The sequence below is a fragment of the Roseinatronobacter ekhonensis genome (assembly GCF_900499075.1).
Lineage (GTDB): Bacteria > Pseudomonadota > Alphaproteobacteria > Rhodobacterales > Rhodobacteraceae > Roseinatronobacter > Roseinatronobacter ekhonensis.
This window is the reverse complement of the sequence record NZ_UIHC01000003.1, coordinates 136,819-154,517: the sequence shown is the minus strand read 5'-3', so window position 1 is coordinate 154,517 and position 17,699 is coordinate 136,819. Positions and strand designations below refer to the sequence as shown.

At 63.3% G+C, this 17,699-nt stretch carries 21 protein-coding genes; 14 read left to right on the top strand and 7 right to left on the bottom strand.

Annotated elements, in window-relative coordinates:
* The first annotated feature begins 808 nt into the window (after positions 1-808).
* From ROE7235_RS02665 to ROE7235_RS02650, 4 genes are read left to right on the top strand one after another with little or no spacing between them, the layout of a single operon-like run.
* Entirely contained in the window at positions 809-1,441 is a 633-nt protein-coding gene (locus tag ROE7235_RS02665) for an ABC-type transport auxiliary lipoprotein family protein (protein ID WP_121093108.1), read from the top strand.
* A gap of 58 nt (positions 1,442-1,499) precedes the next feature.
* Positions 1,500-2,078, top strand: a complete 579-nt coding sequence (locus ROE7235_RS02660; RefSeq protein ID WP_121093107.1) for a YqaA family protein — start codon at positions 1,500-1,502, stop codon at positions 2,076-2,078.
* Positions 2,075-2,530: a disulfide bond formation protein B gene (locus tag ROE7235_RS02655; protein ID WP_121093106.1), complete on the top strand. Its 456-nt coding sequence runs from the start codon at positions 2,075-2,077 to the stop codon at positions 2,528-2,530. Before ROE7235_RS02660 ends, ROE7235_RS02655 begins: the two co-directional genes overlap by 4 nt.
* A 58-nt stretch (positions 2,531-2,588) precedes the next feature.
* Entirely contained in the window at positions 2,589-2,939 is a 351-nt protein-coding gene (locus ROE7235_RS02650; RefSeq protein WP_121093105.1) for a DUF6614 family protein, read from the top strand.
* A 26-nt stretch (positions 2,940-2,965) separates the two neighbouring features.
* Here ROE7235_RS02650 and ROE7235_RS02645 read toward each other — a convergent pair whose 3' ends face one another.
* A complete protein-coding gene (locus ROE7235_RS02645; protein WP_121093104.1) occupies positions 2,966-3,952 on the bottom strand; it encodes a 2-hydroxyacid dehydrogenase in 987 nt (328 codons plus the stop codon).
* Between the two features lie 157 nt (positions 3,953-4,109).
* Between ROE7235_RS02645 and ROE7235_RS02640 the strand changes: the two genes are divergently transcribed.
* Complete coding sequence (locus tag ROE7235_RS02640; protein ID WP_121093103.1) at positions 4,110-4,616, top strand: SH3 domain-containing protein; 507 nt, start codon at positions 4,110-4,112, stop codon at positions 4,614-4,616.
* A 44-nt stretch (positions 4,617-4,660) separates the two neighbouring features.
* Here ROE7235_RS02640 and ROE7235_RS20070 read toward each other — a convergent pair whose 3' ends face one another.
* From ROE7235_RS20070 to ROE7235_RS02625, 4 genes are all read right to left on the bottom strand, one after another.
* Complete coding sequence (locus ROE7235_RS20070) at positions 4,661-4,837, bottom strand: hypothetical protein (RefSeq protein WP_183073292.1); 177 nt, start codon at positions 4,835-4,837, stop codon at positions 4,661-4,663.
* Positions 4,834-5,889, bottom strand: coding sequence for a YeeE/YedE family protein (locus ROE7235_RS02635; RefSeq protein WP_245963863.1), 1,056 nt, complete (start codon positions 5,887-5,889; stop codon positions 4,834-4,836). The genes ROE7235_RS20070 and ROE7235_RS02635 overlap by 4 nt, the downstream gene beginning before the upstream one ends.
* Positions 5,890-6,032: 143 nt before the next feature.
* Positions 6,033-6,965: a sulfurtransferase gene (locus ROE7235_RS02630; RefSeq protein WP_121093101.1), complete on the bottom strand. Its 933-nt coding sequence runs from the start codon at positions 6,963-6,965 to the stop codon at positions 6,033-6,035.
* A gap of 219 nt (positions 6,966-7,184) precedes the next feature.
* Positions 7,185-8,111 (bottom strand): DMT family transporter, encoded by a 927-nt coding sequence (locus tag ROE7235_RS02625; protein ID WP_121093148.1) that lies wholly within the window; start codon positions 8,109-8,111, stop codon positions 7,185-7,187.
* A gap of 139 nt (positions 8,112-8,250) precedes the next feature.
* Here ROE7235_RS02625 and ROE7235_RS02620 point away from each other — a divergent pair, with 139 nt between their 5' ends.
* The 5 genes from ROE7235_RS02620 (at position 8,251) to ROE7235_RS02600 (ending at position 11,474) form a co-directional block, all read left to right on the top strand.
* Positions 8,251-9,033, top strand: coding sequence for an SseB family protein (locus ROE7235_RS02620; RefSeq protein ID WP_121093100.1), 783 nt, complete (start codon positions 8,251-8,253; stop codon positions 9,031-9,033).
* A gap of 39 nt (positions 9,034-9,072) precedes the next feature.
* Positions 9,073-9,846: a YiiX/YebB-like N1pC/P60 family cysteine hydrolase gene (locus ROE7235_RS02615; protein ID WP_121093099.1), complete on the top strand. Its 774-nt coding sequence runs from the start codon at positions 9,073-9,075 to the stop codon at positions 9,844-9,846.
* Positions 9,847-9,983: 137 nt separating this feature from the next.
* On the top strand, positions 9,984-10,445 hold the full coding sequence (gene rplM / locus ROE7235_RS02610) for a 50S ribosomal protein L13 (protein WP_121093098.1): 462 nt from the start codon (positions 9,984-9,986) through the stop codon (positions 10,443-10,445).
* Positions 10,446-10,447: 2 nt separating this feature from the next.
* Positions 10,448-10,942, top strand: coding sequence for a 30S ribosomal protein S9 (gene rpsI, locus ROE7235_RS02605; protein WP_121093097.1), 495 nt, complete (start codon positions 10,448-10,450; stop codon positions 10,940-10,942).
* Positions 10,943-11,060: 118 nt separating this feature from the next.
* Entirely contained in the window at positions 11,061-11,474 is a 414-nt protein-coding gene (locus ROE7235_RS02600; RefSeq protein ID WP_121093096.1) for a universal stress protein, read from the top strand.
* A 120-nt stretch (positions 11,475-11,594) separates the two neighbouring features.
* Here the strand turns inward: ROE7235_RS02600 and rpsU are convergent, their stop codons facing one another.
* Positions 11,595-11,801, bottom strand: coding sequence for a 30S ribosomal protein S21 (gene rpsU, locus ROE7235_RS02595; RefSeq protein WP_071470372.1), 207 nt, complete (start codon positions 11,799-11,801; stop codon positions 11,595-11,597).
* A gap of 109 nt (positions 11,802-11,910) precedes the next feature.
* Here rpsU and ROE7235_RS02590 point away from each other — a divergent pair, with 109 nt between their 5' ends.
* From ROE7235_RS02590 to ROE7235_RS02580, 3 genes are all read left to right on the top strand, one after another.
* Positions 11,911-12,600: a COQ9 family protein gene (locus ROE7235_RS02590; protein ID WP_121093095.1), complete on the top strand. Its 690-nt coding sequence runs from the start codon at positions 11,911-11,913 to the stop codon at positions 12,598-12,600.
* Positions 12,601-12,657: 57 nt separating this feature from the next.
* On the top strand, positions 12,658-13,557 hold the full coding sequence (locus ROE7235_RS02585) for a branched-chain amino acid aminotransferase (RefSeq protein WP_121093094.1): 900 nt from the start codon (positions 12,658-12,660) through the stop codon (positions 13,555-13,557).
* A gap of 81 nt (positions 13,558-13,638) precedes the next feature.
* On the top strand, positions 13,639-14,634 hold the full coding sequence (locus ROE7235_RS02580; protein WP_183073286.1) for an NAD(P)H-quinone oxidoreductase: 996 nt from the start codon (positions 13,639-13,641) through the stop codon (positions 14,632-14,634).
* 52 nt (positions 14,635-14,686) lie between these two features.
* Here ROE7235_RS02580 and ROE7235_RS02575 read toward each other — a convergent pair whose 3' ends face one another.
* Complete coding sequence (locus ROE7235_RS02575) at positions 14,687-15,697, bottom strand: extracellular solute-binding protein (RefSeq protein WP_121093093.1); 1,011 nt, start codon at positions 15,695-15,697, stop codon at positions 14,687-14,689.
* Positions 15,698-15,899: 202 nt separating this feature from the next.
* On the opposite strand from ROE7235_RS02575, the gene ROE7235_RS02570 reads away from it, so the two are divergent.
* Positions 15,900-17,555, top strand: a complete 1,656-nt coding sequence (locus tag ROE7235_RS02570) for an ABC transporter permease (RefSeq protein WP_121093092.1) — start codon at positions 15,900-15,902, stop codon at positions 17,553-17,555.
* Positions 17,556-17,699: the final 144 nt, after the last annotated feature.

The following is a 17,699-nucleotide window of genomic DNA, read 5'->3' as shown; positions in this document are numbered from 1 at the left end:
CGACCACAGAACGGATGGAAGCGCTTGATCCCGCATTGGCGCTGCTAGAGCCGCTTCTGGTGCGCGCGGAAACCACGCTGCAATCGGTAGAGCAAATGTCCGACAGCGTGGAAACGCTGGTCAGCGGAGAAGGCACGCTTCTGGTCACTGAGGCCCGCGAGATGGTCGCGCGCGCAACGGTCGCGGCCGATAGCGTGGCGACGATTGCGGAAACCGATCTTCCGGTCATCATGGCCGATATCCGCGCCGCCACCGCAGAGGTCCGCACGGTCGTGGATACGGTCGGAAAAGACCTTAGCAACGTGTCGGGCAACATCGACGCGCTCAGCACGTCCGGCCTGCAAACGCTTGACCAAGTGACTGAAACCTTCGGGAATGCCAACGCCACGCTCGAAGCGATCAACCGCGCGCTGGACACGGGCGAGGGCGCGTTGGAAGCTGCCGAGCGCGCCTTTATCGGTGCTGACAGGGTCATCAACGAAGATGTTGCCGCAATCACCACCGATCTGCGCGATGTGCTGGACCGGCTGGGTGCCGCGGTGGATGCGGTCTCTGCCGATATTCCCGCCGTCACGGCAGAGCTGCGCGCCACCGCCGAAAGCGCTGCGCGCACCTTTGACGATCTGGGCCAAGTGGTGCGTGACAGCGCCGGTCCGGTGCGCGATTTCACCTCCGCGGGTCTGCCCAACATTACGCAACTTGCCCGCGAAGCGCGCGGGTTGATCGCCAATCTTGACGGGCTGACGCGCAAGCTGGAAAGCGATCCTGCGCGCTTGCTTCTCAACAGCCAGACACCGGAGTTCAGAAGATGAAGTTTGCCCGTCTAGCCATTGTATTTTCAAGTATTTTATTGATTTCTGGCTGCGGTGCGATATCCGCGCTGAACAAGGCATCAACGCCGCTGGATGCTTACGAATTGCGCGCGCCATCGGGCTTGCCGCAAGCCACGCGCAGCCTGTCGCGCGCGCTGAGCGTAGAGCCACCGACGACCTCTGGCGCACTGGATACGGACCGCATTCTGGTCAAGCCCAATGCCGTGCAATCGCTGTATCTGCCCGATGGTCGCTGGGCCTCTGAATTGCCCGCAATGTGGCAAACCATGGCCCTGCGCGCGTTCGAGGATACCGGCGCGTTGTCCTATGTCGGACGTCGCCCGCTGGGTGCGGTGGGCGATTTTGCCCTGATCAGTGAGATCACCGATTTTCAGGCCGAACTGGTCGGCGAAGAGGCCGCAACGATCCGGCTGCGCCTGACCGCGCGGATGGTGCGCGAAAGTGACGCGCGGGTGATGGCGCGGCAGGTCTTTTCTGCCGCGGTGCCGGTCGAGGGCACGGAAACACTGGCGCTTGTCAACGGGTTCAACACGGCGTCAGACACGGTCCTGGCCGATATCGTGCGCTGGGGATTGCAGGTGATGGGCGTGACACTGCCGGCGTCATAACCGGGGCGCTGCCCCGGACCCCGGAGTATTTTGAGCAAGATGAAGAAGGGTCCGCAAGGTGCTGAAATCACTATATGACTGGTGCTTGGCAATGGCCAGTCATCGCCACGCTTTATGGGTGTTGGCATTTGTCGCCTTCATCGAATCCTCTGTGTTTCCCATCCCGCCCGATGTGTTGATGATCCCGATGATCATCGCGCGACCCTCAAGGGCGTTCCTGATTGCCGCAATAGCGACCGTGGCCTCTGTCGCGGGTGGGCTTTTGGGCTACTGGATTGGCGCTGGCGCGTTCGAACTGGTGGGCCGTCCGGTGTTGGAGTTTTACGGCAAGGACGCGTATTTCGCAGAGTTTTCCGCGCGTTATGCTGAATGGGGCGCTTGGGCCGTGCTGATCGCGGGCGTCACGCCTTTCCCGTACAAGGTTATCACCATCCTGTCGGGGGCGACCGCGTTGTCGTTGCCGGTGTTCATCGTCGCCTCCATTGTGGCGCGCGCTCTGCGCTTTTTCATTGTCGCCGCCCTGTTGTGGAAATTCGGCGCACCGATTCGTGATTTTATCGAGCGGCGGCTGGGGCTTGTCTTCATCGTCTTCGTGGTGTTGCTGATCGGCGGGTTCTACGCGGTGAGGTATCTGTGAGCAGATCACGACAGTTACAGCTTTTGGCGCTGACCGGTTCGGCCGGGTTGTTGCTGGGGGCGCTTGCGTTCCAGTATATTGGCGGAATGGCGCCTTGCGCCTTGTGCATCTGGCAGCGCTGGCCGCATTTGGTCGCACTGGTGGCAGGCGCGGGGCTGGTGCTGCCCGGGCCATGGGCGCTTCTGGGCGCGCTTGGCGCGGCGGGGTCAGGGGCGATCGGGGTTTACCACACCGGCGTAGAACGGCGCTGGTGGGAGGGCCCGTCCAGTTGCACATCCGGCGGCGACCTGTCGGGGATGAGCGCGCAAGAATTGCTGGACCAGATCATGGCTGCGCCGGTGGTCCGCTGCGACGAGGTGCCGTGGGAGCTGATGGGCCTGTCGATGGCCAGTTGGAACGCGGTGCTGTCATTTGCGCTGGCGGGGCTGTGGCTGGCGAGCCTGCGCGATTAAGCACTTGTTCATGCATCCGGCCTAAGCTGGTGTCGGAACAGGCGCTGCGCGGGACAAGATGACCAGTTATCATTGCATAATAGATCTGAAGCCGAACGCGAATGAACTTGCCTTTGCGCAGGCGGTTTCGACGTGGTTCGGGCTGTTGCAGACCGCGGGCAAGGTCGCGCGCTGGCATTTGTCGCGGCGCAAGTTGCGTTTGGCCGGGGCCGGGTTCGGCGATTTCATGCTCGTGGTGGAGTTTGTGGATATGGCGCAGATGGACCGCGCTTTTGCCCATCTGGAAGAGGGCGATCATGATGCGCTGCGCAGCTATACGCAAATGCATGGCATGATCGACCGGGCAGAAGTGGGCCTCTACCGTCCCTATCCCGACCCCGTGGCGGTTGAACGGCTGTCGTTGATATAGGCGCGGTGATATAGGCGCGGTGCCGCTTACAGCATGGACGGCAGAACCAGATCGGGGGGGCGGTGGCCATCGGCAAAGGTCTTTATGTTGATGATGACCTTTTCGCCCATCTCCGCGCGCCCCTCGCGCGTGGCCGATCCCATATGCGGCAACAGGACCACATTGGGCAATTCGCGCAAGCGGGGATTGATCTGGCGTCCGCGTTCGAACACGTCCAGCCCGGCCCCGGCGATCTCTCCGGCGCGCAGGCCGCGGGTCAGCGCGTTCTCGTCCACCACCTCTCCGCGCGAGGTGTTGACGATGATCGCCGATGGCTTGAGCAGTTTCAGCCGCCGCGCGTTGAGCAGGTGAAAGGTCGCGGGCGTATGCGGACAGTTCACGGAAATCACATCCATCCGGGCGACCATCTGGTCAAGGCTTTCCCAATAGGTGGCCTCTAGCGCGGCCTCGGCATCTGGCCTAAGCCGGCGCCGGTTGTGGTAATGGATCTGCATTCCAAAGGCGCGGGCGCGCCGGGCCACGGCCTGACCGATCCGCCCCATGCCCAGAATACCCAGCCGTTTGCCGCCGATTCGCGTGCCAAGATTGGCCATTGGCTGCCAGCCCGCCCAATCGCCCGACTGCATTTGCGCCAAGCCTGCCGGTATCTGCCGTGTGACCGCCAGCATCAGCGCCATGGTCATGTCGGCTGTGTCCTCTGTGACCACGCCGGGGGTGTTGCTGACAAGAATGCCGCGCTGCCGTGCGGTGGCGACGTCGATATGGTCGACGCCCGCACCGTAATTTGCGATCAGTTTCAACCGCTCACCGGCCTGACCCAGCAATCCCGCTTCAATATTGTCGGTCAGCGTCGGCACCAGCACGTCGCAGTCCCGCACCGCCGCCACCAGGGCGTCACGGGACATGGGGCTGTCGGTCTCGTTCAGGCGCAGGTCGAACAACTCTGACAGGCGGGTTTCGACGGCGTCGGGCAGGCGTCGCGTAACAACAACACTCAGGCGGGATTTCGGCATGATGCGGGCTCATCTCTTGCGTGTCGGGTCTGTTGTGGCAAACTGCCTGTTATCGGCGCGCGCGACAAGACCGGCTTTGATATTCCGGCAGGCGTGGCCACGAGCAGACAGCAGTTTTTCCAGAGGGGCTGGCCCATGCGGGCCGGTCGGCAGGCATATGAAGACAATCAGAATCCGCGCGATGACGGCGGCGGCGGTTGCGGCGATACTTTTGCCGGTGATGTCGCTGGCACAACAGCGCGGGCCGGTCACGAACCTGCCCTTGCCGCGTTTCGTCTCGCTCAAGGCTGGCGAAGGGAATGCCCGCCGTGGCCCCGACCTGTCGCACCGGATAGACTGGGTTTATAAACGGCGCGACCTGCCGTTAAGGGTGACGGCGGAATTCGAACACTGGCGGCGGGTCGAGGATATGGACGGGCAGGGCGGCTGGATGCACTATGCGCTTCTGTCCGGTGTCCGGACCGCGCTGATAAACACCGATATGACCGCGTTGCGTGCCCAGCCGGATGCGGACGCGCGCGAACTTGCACTGCTGGAGCGCGGGGTGATCGGCAGCCTTCAAAGCTGCGAGTCGGGGTGGTGCCAGATTGACATAGACGACCTGCAAGGCTGGCTGCCGCGTGCAGCGCTTTGGGGTGTTGAGTCCGGCGAGGTGTTCGACTGACCCCGCGCGACTATCGGTCCAAGCCTATTGATATGATTGCGTGGTTATTGCGCCGTGCAATGCGCGCCGGTCGGGGCCTGTCCTGACCCGAGCGCAATCGCAGGGGGCGCGGTGAACAGGTCGGGCGCACCGCTGCGCGCCAGATCAACCGCAAGGACGAGGCCGATCAGGCACACGGCCAAAGCACCAACAGTCACGCGGGAGAGTGCGGATAGGGTCATGCCGGCGCTCCTGTCAGTTGGGCAGCGGGGCGCAGAACCAAGGGCCGTAGTTTCAGCCCAAGGGTCGAGCCTGCGAAAGCCGCCGCAAGCCAAACCCAGCCATGTAGCGACCCGGTGGAAATTCCGCTGAAAAACGCGCCCACGTTGCAGCCAAATGCCATGCGCGCCGAGTAGCCAAGCACCAGCCCCGCCAGAAGCACCAGCGCATAAGAGCGCGCTGTCAATGCCCGCGCGGGCGCGCCCGGATCAGACCGCCAGCGCATGACGGCAAATGCGCCCAGCAGCAGCCCGATATTGGTCAGCGAGGTGACATCGGTCAGGATGGATGCATCCAGCCGTTCAGCATTGCCGGGATTGGCCCAGAAGCCTGACACGGCCAGGTCCGCGCCGCCCGCCTGCGCGATCTTGGCGCCCCAGAGCCCAAGCCCGTAGACAATGCCCCAAGGTTGGCCCGCGACCACAAGGTTTGCCAGTGCCAGCGCCGCAATCAAGGTTGCCGCCCACCACAGCCGCGCAGGCGGCAGGCGTTTGCCGGGTGCGGCGCGCCAGATGACCAGTGCGGCCAGTGCGGCCAGACCGGCAAGCGTGGCAAACAGCCCCCCATTCGCACCGAATACCCCTTGCATGGACAGCACCGGCAGGCTGGCCAGCCCTGTCCACCAGCCCAGATGCAGGCTGCCCGCGAAACTGCCGCCGATAAAGCCCAGAAGGGCGATGAGCCCGACAAGGTTGCCCGATCCGGCATTGATCAGCGTGCCCGACCCGCAGCCCATGACAAGCTGCATGGCCGCGCCAAAGACAAAGGCACCAAGGATCATGCCTAGGCCAACCGGCGCATGCGCGGGCGACAGCTCGCCCCCATGCGCGGCCAGCAGCGGAAAGGCGACCGAGGCCACCAGCGCGATCGCAAGGAACTGCGCGAGCAGGCCGCGCCCGTCGCGTTCCGCCACGATCAGCCGCCACGGCCCCGCAAAGCCGAAGCGCAGCCCTTCCAGCACCAGCCCGAAGCCGATGCCAATCGCGACCAAAAGCCCCGCGCGCGGACCGGCCATTGCAAAGGTGAACACCAAAAAGGCAAGCACAAGAAGAGTGACGAACGCGCGACGCGGGAACATGGGGCGGCCTTTCAAGCTGGTCCCCGGCACTGCATGTGGCAGGCCGGGGCGGTCGAGTATTTATGGCAAGATGAAAGGGGTTAGAAAAGCCCGCTCACCCAGCGCTTGGTCGAGAGCCACAAATAGGCGACGCGGCTTGGTTCGTTGTCGAGCGCATGGCCGTGGATGGTGTATTCCGCCATGCTTTCGGCATAAAGGCGCGTATTCGGCACTTCTGCCAATTCGCTAAGCGCGAACCAGTTGAGCGCGGCCCAATGCCCGGTGTTGCAGAAAGAGACCGTGACAGGGGCGTCCTGTAGGCCCTGCGCGTCGGCGATGGCGCGGGCCCGCTCGGCGCTGACCATCAGCCCGTCCTCAAAAAACTGGCTGAATTGCAGGTTTTCCGCGCTGCGGATCGTGCCGGGGCGGGCGATGGACCAGGTTGTGCCCTCGAAAAAGCCTTGCGGGCGGCTGTCAACCAGCCGGGCGTCACCACTGTCGACTAGGTTCACGACTTCTGATGTCGGGATATACCAGTCATCGCGCCACTCGGCGTAGAAATCGGATTCGGTCGCTGTGACCTCTCCCGTTGCGGTTGGCAGGTCCGCCGCGGCCCAAGCCTGATACCCACCGTTCAGCAGCGCGAGATCCTCGACACCCAAGGATTTCAGTGTCCAGTAGACGCGGGCGGCGGCGCCCATGTCACTGGGGCTGTCACCGTTATGGACGATCACAGTCGGGCGCTCGGCGGTAATACCAACGCGCACGGCTTCGGCTTCGTATTCAAGTTCGGGCTTGATCGCGCCCGGATTGGTCGGGCCTGCGCGCCACTCGGCATAGGGCGAGAAGACTGCACCGGGGATATGGCCGGCCTCAAAGTCGCCGGTCACGCGGATGATGTGGATATCCTCACCACGCTCCAGCATTGCCGACAGGTCGGCGGGCGACAGCAGCGGCTGCCAGCCTTCCGGAGCGGCCATGGCCAGTGCGGGCAGGGCGGTCAGTGTTACGGTCAGAGCGGTTCTGCGCAGCATATCATAGCCTCCGGAAGTTTATGTGTTGTCGCTCAGCTAGGCTCGTGCCCCGCACCGCGCAAGGCACGGACTTGGCCGCTGCTGCGGCATCGCGCGGCGTTAATTTTGCATGGCCCTTCACCGGGGAAACAGGCGTTCCATGTCGGGGCGCAGGCTTGGAACGCTGTTGTGTGTGGGGCAGGGTTCTTGGCAAATGGCCCTTATTTGCAAGTTTGCTGTCTAAAGCGGCGCTTCGCGCCGTCGCGCCCGTTTTCCCAGCTGCGATTCGCGCCATGCAATTAACAGGCCTGCCGCGATTACCAAGCTTGCGCCCATCAGCATCTGCGCAGTCGGCACCTCGTCGAACAGGAAAAAACCCAAACCGATCGCTAAAAGGAGCTGCGCATACCAAAACGGTGCTAGGGCGGATGCATCTGCGTAGCGATAGCTCGCGGTCAGTAAAAGCTGACCAATTCCGCCCAATATGCCCGAAGCAACAAGCAAGGCTGCAACACTGGCTGACGGCACCACCCAGCCGAACGGCGCGGTCAGCAAGCCAAGAAGCGCGGCCGTCACCGCAAAATAAAAGGCGATGGCCGGGGTGCTTTCGGTGGCTACCATGCGACGTAGCAAGATTTTGACAAGACCAGCCGCCGTGGCTGAACCTAGCGCCGCAAGCGCGCCAATCCGCGCGGCGTCTTCATAGGTGGTGCCAATTCCGAGCCGGGGCCAGACCACGATCAGCACCCCGATCAAGCCCAGCAGGACCGCACTCCAGCGCACCAACCTGACATTTTCCCCCAAGATCAGGACGGCAAATACCACGGTGATCAACGGGGCCGCGAACTCGATGGCCGTGACCTCGGGTAATGGCAGCAGGGACAGTGCGAGGAAATTCAAGGACAACGCCACCGTGCCCAACACTCCGCGCAGCAGATGCAGTTTTGGTTGCACGATGCTCAATCCGTCGCTGATCCGGCCCTGCAATGCGACCCAGCCCAAGATAAGCGGAATAGAGAATGTGGCTCGTGCAAAGACAGCCTGCCCTGTCGGAACCTCGACAGTCGTAGCTTTGACGCAGGCGGCCATGCAGACAAGCACAACCATCGCGCCAATGTGCAGCGCGATGCCGGTCAGGGGTTTGGCGGAATGGCCGCGGGTCAGCATGGGGCGGGCCTTTTGATGCTTCACATGTGTAATAGGGTGGATGCGGCGGGAATGCAATTCGGGCGCCGTGGCATTCGGGCGCCTTGCCAATTGCGCGCGCGCCTTCTAGCCATAGCGCAAGACATGACAGGGGGTCGCGATGACCGACACGCCACTTGACCAAGCCCATGCCGCGACAGAGGCCGCGCCTGACGATATTCCGACCCGGCTGCGCTACTACGCCCGCCTGACAGAGGGTGAATTGTTCCTGCTGCTGGAGCGTGAGGCCACCGGAGATAATCTGGACCCCAAGGTGTTCGAGTTGGAGGATGGACCGATCGTGCTAGCCTTCGACCGCGAGGACCGCTTGACCGAATTCACCGGCCTGCCCGCGCCCTATGCTGCGCTTCCGGGCCGCGTGGTGGTCGAGATGTTGGCGGGCAGCAATCTGGGCATGGGGCTGAACCTTGGGGTCGCGCCCTCGGCGCGGGTATTTCCGCAAGAAATACTTGTCTGGCTGGCCGAGACACTGTCGGAACGGCCCGAAGAACTGGAAAACCGCGTGTCGGCGTTCACTGCGCCGCGCGGTTTGCCAGAGGCATTGCTGTCCGCGCTGGATGCGCGACTGGCGCGGATGGAGGGGCTGGCCGCGCTCGCCTATCTGGTCGGCACTGAATACGAAGGCGGTGCACGCGGCCATATGCTGGCTTTTGTTGATGTGGCAGAGGGCGCAGAAAGCGCGCTGGCGCGGGCGGTTCAGGGTGCTTTGGGCTTTTCGGGCTTGGAAGCGGGACAGTTGGACGTGACCTTCCTGAGTGCCGACGATCCGCGCGCGGCCGAACTGGCGCGCATGGGTTTGCGGTTTGATTTGCCGCAACCGTCACAACCGGTCGAGATGAAAGCGCCGGGGCTGGACCCGGATGCGCCGCCGCGGTTGAAATAGACACGTAATGGTCCGCCGCGCGCGGACGAAGTGATTGGCATGAGTGACACCAGTTCAATCCTTGACCGCATTGGGCAGACCCTTGGCCGCTGGCTGGAACGCGACCGCGTGGAATTCGAGCCGCGCGCGGCGCTTGACCCCGACACGCTGGTGCGCAGTCTGCGGCGCGGCGATGTGCTGCTGGTCGAGGGGCGGGCCAAGATCTCGACTGCGATCAAGTATCTGACGCAAAGCACATGGTCGCATGCGGCTGTCTATATAGGCGATATGCTGCCCGACCAAGGGCCGCACATGCTGGTCGAGGCAACGCTGCAAGACGGTGTCCACGCGGTGCCGCTATCGAAATACGAGCGCGCGAATTTCCGTATTTGCCGCGCAGTCGGGTTGTCAGAGTCTGAACGCGATGCTGTGGCGCGGTTTATGATTGCGCGGCTCGGGTATGAATACGACCTGCGCAACATCATTGATCTTGCGCGCTACCTGTTCCCGACACCGCCCATTCCGATCCGCTTTCGCCGCCGGATGCTGGCGCTTGGGTCGGGCGACCCGACACGCGCAATCTGTTCGTCGCTGGTGGCGCAAGCGTTTCAATCGGTGCGCTATCCGGTCCTGCCCGATATCCGCCGGTCGCGCGCGCACGGGTCCGACTATTCGCGTCGAGAGATTTTCCATATCCGCCACCATTCGCTGTTCGTGCCGCGCGATTTCGACCTGTCGCCGTATTTCGAGATCGTGAAGCCAAGCATCCGCAACGGGTTCGACCATGCCGTGATTGAATGGGCGGCCCCATCCGAGGCGAAAAACTTGGGGTAATATAATACCTAAATTGTAACATGTTGATTATGCTTGCTTAATCCAAGCCAGCGCCTCTTGACCCTTGCGCGAATATCCGTAGAAGACACCCAGCGCCCCGCTTGGGGTCTGAAATGTTCTCTCTCAAGGGTAAACCCATGAAAACCTTCTCTGCCAAACCGGCGGATATCGAGAAGAAATGGATCATCATCGACGCCGAAGGTGTCGTGCTGGGCCGTCTTGCCTCGATCATCGCCATGCGCTTGCGCGGCAAGCACAAAGCGTCCTTCACCCCGCATATGGACATGGGCGACAATGTCATCGTGATCAACGCTGAAAAAGTGCAGATCACCGGCAACAAGCGCGCCAAGCCGAATTACTGGCACACCGGCCACCCGGGCGGGATCAAGTCGCGCACCACGGGCCAGATTCTGGAAGGCCGCTTCCCCGAGCGCGTGCTGATGCAGGCGGTCAAGCGTATGCTGCCCGGCGGCCCGCTGTCGCGCCAGCAGATGACCAACCTGCGCGTCTACGCGGGCACCGAGCATCCGCATGAAGCCCAGCAACCCGAAGTTCTGGATGTCAAATCCATGAACACCAAGAACACGCGGAGCGCATGACCATGAGCGACGATCTCAAAACACTCGACGATCTAAAATCGGTCGTGACCCCGGTTGCCGAAGAGGCACCCGTCCGCGAAGCCGTCCGTGACGAGCTGGGCCGGTCCTACGCCACCGGCAAGCGCAAGGACGCTGTTGCCCGTGTCTGGATCAAGCCGGGGTCCGGCAAGATGCTGGTGCGCGACAACAAGGGTCAGTTCATCGACTACACCAAGTATTTCGCACGCCCGGTGTTGCAGATGATCCTGCGCCAGCCGTTTCAGGTGGCCGGTGTTGTCGACCAGTTCGACGTGATCGCAACGGTGGCCGGTGGTGGCCTGTCCGGTCAGGCTGGTGCGGTCAAGCACGGCATCTCGAAAGCGTTGCAGCTTTATGATCCGGCCCTGCGCGCGCCGCTCAAGGCCGCCGGTTTCCTGACCCGCGACAGCCGCGTCGTGGAACGCAAGAAGTTCGGCCGCGCGAAAGCCCGCCGTAGCTTCCAGTTCTCGAAGCGTTAAGCGCCCCGATCCGAAATTCGAAAACGCCCGGTCCAGATGGTCCGGGCGTTTTTCTTTTCGGCTTTCGTCTGGCAGCACATCTTGGTTTAGTGGCATCGTGCAAAGGACAGGAGGTCGCATGTATTCCCATCTGCTCGTCACCGTCGCGTATGAAGGCCAGCACGACGCCGCCCCGTCGCTGGAGATTGCAGGCGCATTGGCTGCCGAGGGCGCCAAGGTCACGCTGCTCCATGTCATGGAACCCGCGCCCGTCTTCGCGCTGGATTACCTGCCCGATAACTGGCGCGAGGATATGCATGCTGCGATCAAGGCAGATCTTGGCACACTGGCTGCGCAGTTCGAGCATGGCTCTGCGGTGGTCGTCGAGGGCGATCCTGCAAGCGAGGTGCTGGAGTTTGCGCAAACCCACGGGGTGGATTGCATCGTCGTGGCCTCGCACCGGCCCGGAACGCACAGCCTGATGCTGGGGTCCACCGCGAATAAAATCGTTGCCCGTGCGCCCTGTGCCGTGCATGTGGCGCGCCGTGGCTGACGCCTTGATGCGCGGTTGCAAGCCGTACCGGCCATGCACGACTGAAAAACCCCCGCAGGCCAAGCCTTCGGGGGTTCGTTCGATTGCGGGGTCGAAACCCTGCTTTCGGTCCTGTCGAGCTTAGAGCCCGTTCTCGCGTTGCGCCTTCTTGCGCGCCAGTTTGCGCGCGCGGCGGATCGCTTCGGCCTTTTCACGGGCCTTTTTCTCGGACGGTTTCTCGAAATGCTGCTTGAGCTTCATTTCGCGAAACACACCTTCACGCTGGAGTTTCTTTTTCAGCGCACGAAGGGCCTGATCGACATTGTTGTCACGAACCGATACCTGCATGTGGTTTTCACCACCTTTCCAAGTTAAAGTTGCATAAATCGCAGGAAGCGGTCGCATAGCAGAGCCTTGGCGCTATGTCCAGCCGTATGACCAGAATGGAGGGTGTTCCATGACCGATCTAACCGAAAAACTGCTTGATGCCGCGTTGATCCATGTGCCGTTCGACGGCTGGGGCGATGCCGCGCTGCGTGCCGCCGCCGCCGATTGCGGGGTGGACATGGCCGCCGTCAAAGCCGTGTTCCCGCGGGGGGGCGTGGATATGGCGCTGGCCTACCATGCGCGCGGTGATGCGTTGATGCTGGCGCGGCTGGCAGAGCATGACCTGTCGCAACTGCGCATCCGCGAGCGGATTGCGCTGGCGGTGCGGTTGCGGCTGGAAGCGGCAGAGGACCGCGAACTGGTCCGGCGCGGCAGCACCCTGTTCGCCCTGCCGATCTATGCCGCCGACGGCGCACGCGCGATCTGGGGCACAGCGGATGCGATCTGGACCGCCTTGGGCGACACCGCCACCGATTACAATTGGTACACCAAGCGTGCCACGCTCGCGGGTGTCTATTCCGCAACGGTGTTGTTCTGGCTGGGCGATGACAGCGAGGGCGCGCAGGCGACATGGGCGTTTCTGGACCGCCGGATTGACGGCGTGATGCAGATAGAGCGGGTGAAGGGCGCGGCCCGCAAGAACCCAGTATTGCGCACGCTCTTTGCGGGGCCAAGCGCGGTGCTGTCGTGCATCAAGGCGCCAAGCAGCCGCGCGCGCCCGGACCTGCCGGGCTATATGCCGCCGAAGCCCCAGGGTTGACGCCACCGCCCCCACGCCGCAAGTTGCGCTGATCAAAAGCAAGACGGGACAGGCGCGATGGCGGTCGGAAAAGAGATCCTTACATGGTATGAGGGCGCGTGGCACGAGGGCAATGCGCCCATTATCGGGGCGGCTGACCACGCCGCGTGGCTGGGCAGCACAGTGTTTGACGGTGCACGCCAGTTCGATGGCGCGCGCCCCGATCTGGACCTGCACTCTGCCCGCATCATCCGTTCCGCCGAGGCGATGGGGATGATCCCGCCGGTTGATGCGGCCACGGTGCAGGGCCTGATGGAAGAGGGTTGTGCGCGCTTTGGCGCGGACCGCGCTCTCTACCTGCGCCCGATGATGTGGTCGCGCGACTCTGCCCCCGGTATCATCGACGTAGAGCCGGAAAACACCGGGTTTTCCATCTGCATCGAAGCGCTGGACATGCCCGCCGCTGGGGGATTTTCGCTGACCGTCTCGCCCTTCTGCCGCCCGCGGCCCGACATGGCGGTGACAGAGGCCAAGGCCGGCGCGCTTTACGCCAACAATGCCCGCATTATGGCTGATGCCCGCAAGCGCGGCTACTCCAACGCGCTGTCGCTGGATGTGGAGGGATTCGTGGCCGAAACCGCGTCGACCAACGTGTTCATGCTGCGTGACGGTGTGGTGTTCACGCCGGTGCCCAATGGCATGTTCCTGAACGGGATTACCCGCCAGCGTGTGGTATCGCTGCTGCGCGCCGATGGGGCCGAGGTGGTCGAGGCCAGCCTGACGCTGGAGGATTTTGACGCGGCAGACGAGATCTTCGTGACCGGCAACATCGCCAAGGTCATGCCGGTTGCGCGCTACAAGGACCGTGAGATGGGCACGCCCCGGATGGGTTTGCGCGCGCGGGAGCTGTATTGGGATTACGCCTTGTCCGGTGGCGAGACCGTCGCGGCGCTGCGCAGCATGGCAGGCGGTGTCTGAGGGGCGTTGCCCCTCTGGTCCCTGCGGGACCATTCACCCCAGGATATTTTTGCAAGGATGAAACACGGGAGGGGAGCAGGGATGGATCTGCCACATACGATGCGCGCGGTCGAGATCGCGAAACCGGGCGGGCCAGAGGTGTTGCGCGAGGTCGAACGCCCGGTGCCGGTGCCCGGCGCAGGACAGGTGGTGGTGCGTATGGCCTATGCGGGCGTGAACCGCCCCGATGCGCTGCAACGCGCGGGCGCCTATGACCCGCCGCCGGGTGCCAGCGATCTGCCGGGGCTGGAGGGCGCGGGGGTGATTGCTGCCATCGGCGCAGGCGTTGCCCGCTGGAAGGTGGGCGACCGGGTTTGTGCGCTGTTTCCTGGTGGCGCGTATGCCGAGCATGCCGCGACCGATGCCGGGCAGGTTTTGCCCGTGCCCGATGGCATGACCCTGCGCGAGGCAGCCTGCCTGCCGGAAACCTGTTTCACCGTCTGGTCCAACGTGTTCATGCGCGGTGGCCTGCAGGCCGGAGAGCGGTTTTTGGTGCATGGCGGGTCGTCCGGGATTGGGACGACGGCCATTCAACTGGCCCATGCCTTTGGCGCGCGGGTTTTCGCCACTGCCGGGTCGGCTAAGAAATGTGACGCCTGCACGCGTTTGGGGGCCGAGCGCGCGATCAACTACCGCGACGAGGATTTCGTGGCGGTGCTGCGGGGCGAGGGCGGCGCGAACCTGATCCTTGACATGGTGGGCGGCGACTACTTGCCGCGCAACCTGAAGGCTTTGGCCGAGGATGGGCGGTTGGTGCAGATCGCCTTTTTGCAAGGCCCCAAGGTGGCAGTGAATTTCGCGCCGCTGATGATGCGGCGGCTGACGATCACCGGGTCCACGCTGCGACCGCAATCGGATGCCGCAAAAGCCGCGATTGCCGCAGAGCTGGAGGCCAAGGTCTGGCCACTGATTGCCGCGGGCCGTCTGGCCCCGGTCATGGACAGCGAATTCCAGCTGGCAGATGCGGCGGGCGCGCATGCCCGGATGGAGAGTTCCGAGCATATCGGCAAGATCGTGCTGGCCATCGCGCCTTCCTGACGCGAAAGGGCCGGTCCTACAGACCGGCCCTTTGAAGTTCAGCGCGACACAATCAGGGGAATGCGGCGCGGTCCCAAGCCGCAATCGCGGCAGCCTGGTTGGTGCCATAGTCGGCAATATTGGTGTCGCTGCGCTTGAAATCGTTCCAGTCGCGCATCGGGCCGGAAATGACCGTATCCTCGACAACGGGGTATTCGTTGTTCGAATCGGCCAGAATGCTCTGCACGAAAGGCGAGGTCAGGTATTCGATGAATTGCACCGCGTTGTCACGGTTCGGCGCATTCGCCACCACGCCGATGCCCGAGACGTTCACATGGGTGCCGCGCCCGTCCTGATTGGGGAAAATCGGCAGTACTTTGGCCGCCACTTCGCGGTCCGCCGGATTGGCCGAGGTTTGCAAGCGGCCCCAGTAGTAGGTATTGGCGACGGCAAGATCGCATTCGCCCGCCGCGAGAGCCCGCAGCTGGTCGGTGTCGCCGCCTTGCGGGTCGCGGGCCAGATTGCCTTTCAGCCCCTCGGCCCAGGCCTGCGCCTCTTCCTCGCCATGGACATGGACCATCTCTGCCATCAGCGACACGTTATAGATGTTCGACGAGGTGCGAATGCATACCTCCAGCCCAAGATCGTCGCGCGCCAGATCCTCGTAGGTGGTCACACCGTCGGGCATTCCGGCATCTGCGTTGTAGTAGATCACGCGGGCCCGGCTGGTCAGGCTGTAAAACAGCCCGTCGGGATGGCGCAGATCGGCGGGGATGCGTTCGTTCAATACGTCGCTTTCGACCGGCTGGAAGATGCCCGCTTCCACGGCGCGGTGCAGGCGGCCGCCATCGACGGTCCAGAACAGGTCGGCCGGGCTGTTGGCGCCCTCGGCCTCTATCCGGGCCTGAAGCTCATCGCCCGAGCCATCAAGGATATTCACCTCGATCCCGGTTTCTTCGGTGAAACGCTCATAGATGACCAGGTCTGTGTCATAGTGGCGCCCGGAATAGAGGTTCACCTCTTGGGCCAGCGCAGGGAGCGCTGTTGCCAGCGCCATCACGGATACGGTTGCAAACCGAAGCATGGAAGTCTCCTTTGTTACAGCTTTCCGCCTGCCTGGGGCACCTGCACGCAGGCTCCCGCTGGGTTGGCTGTTTTGGCAGGGCGCCCCCTGCCTCGGGACTGACATAACGCGCCAGAACAATCTTGACAATAATAATCGGTTATTATTTTCCGACGCTGGATATTTGCTTTTCCTGACGCCGCAAAGCCGGTAATCAAACGGTATGACAGACCAGCCCATCCCCAGCCGGATCCGCCCGCGCGCGCGCTATTCGCCTTGGGCGGTTCTGGCGCTGATTGTTGCGGCCATTATCCTGATGCCCATTGTCAGCGTGGTTAGCCGCGTTTTCATGCCCGCCGAAGATGTCTGGGCGCAGCTTATCGACACGGTGCTGCCGCTCTATATCCGGAATTCCGTGCTGATGGTCCTGGGCGTGGTCAGTCTGGCTGCGCTGATCGGCGTGGCCACGGGTTGGCTGGTCGCGGCGTATGAATTTCCGGGCCGGCGCGTGTTCGAATGGGCGCTTATGCTGCCCTTGGCCATGCCGGGCTATGTGATTGCATATGTCTATTACGACCGGCTGAGCTATTGGGGCCCATTTCAATCGGGGCTGCGCGACCTCTTCGGATGGGAAGGGCAAGGCTACTGGTTTCCCGAAATCGCTTCTGTGCCCGGTGCTATTTTCGTGCTGGCGCTGGTCTTATACCCTTATGTCTACTTGCTGGCGCGGGCGGCTTTTATCGGCCAGTCGCAACACCTGATGGAGGCGGCGCGCACGCTGGGACATAGCCGCATGTCTGCGTTTTTCCGAGTGGCGCTGCCCATGGCATGGCCTGCGGTGGCCGCGGGTGCCGCCTTTGTCGCCATGGAAACACTGGCCGAATATGGCGCGGTGTTGCATCTGGGCGTGCAGACGCTGACCACCGGCATTTTCCGCACATGGTTCGCGCGGGGCGCGCCGGTGGCGGCAGGGCAGCTTGCGGCGCTTCTGCTGCTCTTCGTGGTCGCGTTGTTCTGGGCAGAACGACTGGCACGGGGCAAGCGGCATTTCGCGTCTGACAGTGGCGGACGGTCGGGGCGGCTGGTGCGCGCGCCGCTTCGTCCGCGCGCCGCCTTGCTGGCGTTTGTGATATGCGCTCTGCCGCTTGGGCTGGGCTTTGTCTTTCCTGCGGCGGAACTGGCGCGCTTGGCCATCATCGCGGGCGACCCGATGTGGGGGCCGCGCTTCTACGCCTTTGTGACCAATAGCCTGACCATGGCGGGCGGGGCTGCGGTGCTGCTTGTCGGGGTTGCACTGCTCTTGGCCTATGCCAAGCGCTTGCAGGGCGGGCCGGTTGTGGCGGTCGCCACGCAGGCCGCCAGCCTTGGCTATGCATTGCCGGGTGCCGTGATCGCGGTCGGCATTCTCATTCCGATGGCGGCCTTCGACAACGCGCTAGATGCGTTCATGCGCGCGTCATTCGGCCTGTCTACGGGGCTTTTGTTGACCGGCACCATCACGGCGCTTATGTTCGCCTATGTCGTGCGCTACCTAGCTGTCGCGCTCAAAACCACAGAGGCCGCGTTCGCCCGCATCCCGCGCAGCATGGACGACGCCGCGCGCAACCTTGGCATGGGGCCTGCGGGGCTGCTTGCGCGGGTGCATATCCCGCTTTTACGCCGGGGCATGCTCACCGCCGCGATTTTCGTCTTTGCCGATGTCATGAAAGAACTACCCGCCACGCTGATCGTGCGGCCGTTCAATTTCGACACGCTGGCGATCCGCGTGTTCCGGCTTGCCAGCGACGGGCGGCTGGAAGAGGCTTCCACCGCTGCGCTGCTCATCGTTGCCGTGGGTGTCCTGCCGGTCATCATTCTAAGCCGGGCGATGAACCGATAGTCAGGCTTCATCTTGCCTGAAATACTCATGTCCCATCCGCAGCCACACGGCGCGCCGAAGGGCAAGGACGCACGCTGTCGGCCCGCGTGGCGCCGCGCAGCGGGGCCGTCTTTTGGCCTGACGGGTGGGGGCGGGTCGCAGGCC

Excerpts from the sequence above, each read along its gene's own strand:
- ROE7235_RS02665 (WP_121093108.1), top strand. The coding sequence starts at position 809 with ATGAAGTTTGCCCGTCTAGCCATTGTATTTTCAAGTATTTTATTGATT.
- ROE7235_RS02650 (WP_121093105.1), top strand. The coding sequence starts at position 2,589 with ATGACCAGTTATCATTGCATAATAGATCTGAAGCCGAACGCGAATGAA.
- ROE7235_RS02645 (WP_121093104.1), bottom strand. The coding sequence starts at position 3,952 with ATGCCGAAATCCCGCCTGAGTGTTGTTGTTACGCGACGCCTGCCCGAC.
- ROE7235_RS02640 (WP_121093103.1), top strand. The coding sequence starts at position 4,110 with ATGAAGACAATCAGAATCCGCGCGATGACGGCGGCGGCGGTTGCGGCG.
- ROE7235_RS20070 (WP_183073292.1), bottom strand. The coding sequence starts at position 4,837 with ATGACCCTATCCGCACTCTCCCGCGTGACTGTTGGTGCTTTGGCCGTG.
- ROE7235_RS02635 (WP_245963863.1), bottom strand. The coding sequence starts at position 5,889 with ATGGCCGGTCCGCGCGCGGGGCTTTTGGTCGCGATTGGCATCGGCTTC.
- ROE7235_RS02630 (WP_121093101.1), bottom strand. The coding sequence starts at position 6,965 with ATGCTGCGCAGAACCGCTCTGACCGTAACACTGACCGCCCTGCCCGCA.
- ROE7235_RS02625 (WP_121093148.1), bottom strand. The coding sequence starts at position 8,111 with ATGCTGACCCGCGGCCATTCCGCCAAACCCCTGACCGGCATCGCGCTG.
- ROE7235_RS02620 (WP_121093100.1), top strand. The coding sequence starts at position 8,251 with ATGACCGACACGCCACTTGACCAAGCCCATGCCGCGACAGAGGCCGCG.
- ROE7235_RS02615 (WP_121093099.1), top strand. The coding sequence starts at position 9,073 with ATGAGTGACACCAGTTCAATCCTTGACCGCATTGGGCAGACCCTTGGC.
- rplM (WP_121093098.1), top strand. The coding sequence starts at position 9,984 with ATGAAAACCTTCTCTGCCAAACCGGCGGATATCGAGAAGAAATGGATC.
- rpsI (WP_121093097.1), top strand. The coding sequence starts at position 10,448 with ATGAGCGACGATCTCAAAACACTCGACGATCTAAAATCGGTCGTGACC.
- ROE7235_RS02600 (WP_121093096.1), top strand. The coding sequence starts at position 11,061 with ATGTATTCCCATCTGCTCGTCACCGTCGCGTATGAAGGCCAGCACGAC.
- rpsU (WP_071470372.1), bottom strand. The coding sequence starts at position 11,801 with ATGCAGGTATCGGTTCGTGACAACAATGTCGATCAGGCCCTTCGTGCG.
- ROE7235_RS02590 (WP_121093095.1), top strand. The coding sequence starts at position 11,911 with ATGACCGATCTAACCGAAAAACTGCTTGATGCCGCGTTGATCCATGTG.
- ROE7235_RS02585 (WP_121093094.1), top strand. The coding sequence starts at position 12,658 with ATGGCGGTCGGAAAAGAGATCCTTACATGGTATGAGGGCGCGTGGCAC.
- ROE7235_RS02580 (WP_183073286.1), top strand. The coding sequence starts at position 13,639 with ATGGATCTGCCACATACGATGCGCGCGGTCGAGATCGCGAAACCGGGC.
- ROE7235_RS02575 (WP_121093093.1), bottom strand. The coding sequence starts at position 15,697 with ATGCTTCGGTTTGCAACCGTATCCGTGATGGCGCTGGCAACAGCGCTC.
- ROE7235_RS02570 (WP_121093092.1), top strand. The coding sequence starts at position 15,900 with ATGACAGACCAGCCCATCCCCAGCCGGATCCGCCCGCGCGCGCGCTAT.